This window comes from Kitasatospora sp. MY 5-36 (assembly GCF_001182915.1).
In the GTDB taxonomy this organism is placed as follows: Bacteria; Actinomycetota; Actinomycetes; order Streptomycetales; family Streptomycetaceae; genus Kitasatospora.
Genome location: NZ_LFVW01001036.1, coordinates 1 through 2,300 on the forward strand (window position 1 = coordinate 1; position 2,300 = coordinate 2,300).

The 2,300-nt window shown below is 72.7% G+C and carries 2 protein-coding genes; one reads left to right on the forward strand and one right to left on the reverse strand.

The features are described 5' to 3' along the window. Positions 1–52: 52 nt before the first annotated feature. On the forward strand, positions 53–922 hold the full coding sequence (locus tag AE652_RS39790; RefSeq protein ID WP_049660526.1) for an Fpg/Nei family DNA glycosylase: 870 nt from the start codon (positions 53–55) through the stop codon (positions 920–922). A gap of 110 nt (positions 923–1,032) precedes the next feature. On the opposite strand, the gene AE652_RS39795 is transcribed toward AE652_RS39790, so the two are convergent. Next, a complete protein-coding gene (locus tag AE652_RS39795; RefSeq protein ID WP_074005195.1) occupies positions 1,033–1,893 on the reverse strand; it encodes an SAM-dependent methyltransferase in 861 nt (286 codons plus the stop codon). Positions 1,894–2,300: the final 407 nt, after the last annotated feature.

The window sequence follows — 2,300 nt, forward strand, 5'->3', positions numbered from 1 at the left end:
CCGCTGGGTGGGAGCGCAGGCGGGGGGTGGGGGGTCGGGGGAGACTGGGGGCATGCCGGAGCTGCCTGAGGTCGAGGCGTTGAGTGCTTTCCTGTCCGAGCGGTTGACCGGGCGGGTGATCGCTCGGGTGCAGCCGGTGGCGATCAGTGCGTTGAAGACGTACGACCCGCCGGTGACGGCGTTGGAGGGGCGGACGGTCGGGGCGGTGACCAGGCGGGGCAAGTTCCTGGACGTCGAGGCGGAGGGGCTGCACCTGGTGGTCCACCTGGCGCGGGCGGGCTGGTTGCGGTGGAAGGACGGTCTGCCCGCTGAGCCGCCGCGGCCTTCTCCGCGCAATCCGCTGGCGTTGCGGGTGCGGTTGGCGGGGGAGGCGGGGGACGGGTTCGACCTCACCGAGGCCGGGTCGAAGAAGGGGCTGGCGGTGTACGTGGTGCGGGAGCCGGCCGAGGTGCCGGGGGTGGCCAGGCTCGGGCCGGATCCGCTGGACCCGGGCTTCGGGCTGGCGGACTTCGCGGCGTTGCTGCGGGGCGAGCGGCGTCGGCTCAAGGGGGTGCTGCGGGACCAGGGGGTGTTGGCGGGGGTGGGCAACGCCTACTCGGACGAGGTGTTGCACGCGGCCCGGATGTCGCCGTACAAGCTGGCCGCGAGTCTGACCGAGGACGAGGTGGCCCGGCTGTACGAGGCGCTCGGGGGCACGCTGCGGGAGGCGGTGGAGCGCTCGCGGGGGCTGGCGGCGGGGGAGCTGAAGGCGGAGAAGAAGCTCGGGCTGCGGGTGCACGGCCGGACCGGCGAGCCGTGCCCGGTGTGCGGGGACACCATTCGGGAGGTGTCCTTCGCGGACTCCTCGTTCCAGTACTGCCCTACCTGCCAGACCGGGGGCAAGCCGTTGGCGGACCGGCGGTTGTCGCGGCTGTTGAAGTGAGGGGGAGGAGAAGTGAGGGGGAGGGGGATGGGGAGGGGGAGAGTGAGGGGAGTGAGGCGAGTGAGGGGTGGGACGGGTTTTGGCCGTCCCACCCGGTCGTCGGTGTTTGGTCAGCGCTTGATGGCGACGCCGCCCCAGTAGTAGGCGGCCTTCGGGTCGGCCGGGGGCTCGCCGTCGGGGCGCCAGGCCAGGACCGGGGCGACGCCCGGCTCGACCAGGTCCCAGCCGTCGAAGAAGCGGACGACGTCGTCGTAGCCGCGTGGTACCAGGGTCATCCCGCCGGCCCGGGCGGCCTCGGCGACCTTGCCGACGGCCTCGGGGTCGAAGTCCGGGGTGGGGGTGGTCAGGGCGATGCAGCTGCCGGCGGGCAGGGCGTCGCGCAGTGCGGCGACCCGGCCCCAGGGGTCGTCCTCGTCGGCGATCAGCATCAGTACGGCGATCATCAGCAGGCCGACGGGCTGGGTGAGGTCGAGGGTGGCGGTGAGCGCCGGGTCGGCGAACAGCTCCTCGGGCTTGCGCAGGTCGGCGTGGATGTAGGTGGTGCGGCTGGCCGGGCTGGAGACCATCAGGGCGCGGGCGTGGGCGAGCACGATCGGGTCGTTGTCGACGTAGACCACCCGGGTGCCGGGGCTGACCGCCTCGGCGATCTCGTGGGTGTTCGGCGAGGTCGGGATGCCGGTGCCGAGGTCGAGGAACTGGCGGATGCCGTGCTCCTGGGCGAGGTGGCGCACGGCCCGGCCCTGGAACGCCCGGTTGGCCTTGGCCATCGCCTTGACGCTCGGTACGGCCTGCTCGATGGCCTGCCCCATGGCGCGGTCCGGCGGGAAGTTGGTCTTCCCGCCCAGCCAGTAGTCGTACACGCGCGCAGAGTGCGGGGCGGTGGTGTCGACACCGAAGCGTTCCCACTGGCTGAGCTCGGTGGCGTCGTCGTCCTGCGGGCCCTGGCGGGGGGAGTCCTGACTTGTCGTCATGGCCACGTCCTCTGATGGCAGATCATCACACTGGGGAAGGCACAGCGTAGCGGTCCGGACGGGAGGTGGAGCGTCCGGTCGGGGAAGATCCGTGGAAGATCTTCGGATGTGGAGTGGACGGCGGGAATCGTCAGACACGCCCTGGGCCGTCGGAGTGGTGATGGGGGCCGTCGGAGTTGCCGTCGGGGAGCGGCGGGGGCGACCGGGGGAAGCATCCAGAATGCTGTCAGATCGTCAGATTACTTCGCGCAGATTGCTGCTGGTTACGGCCGGAATGTCCCTGCTGGGGACGGCCGCCGGATGTCGGAGCCCCTGGGGTGGCGGGGAGGGCGGCGCGGCGGCGGGGGCGGCCGATGCCGCGGCCCCGGCGGGGACCGAGGGGGCGTCGGCCGCGCCGTCGGTGGCGG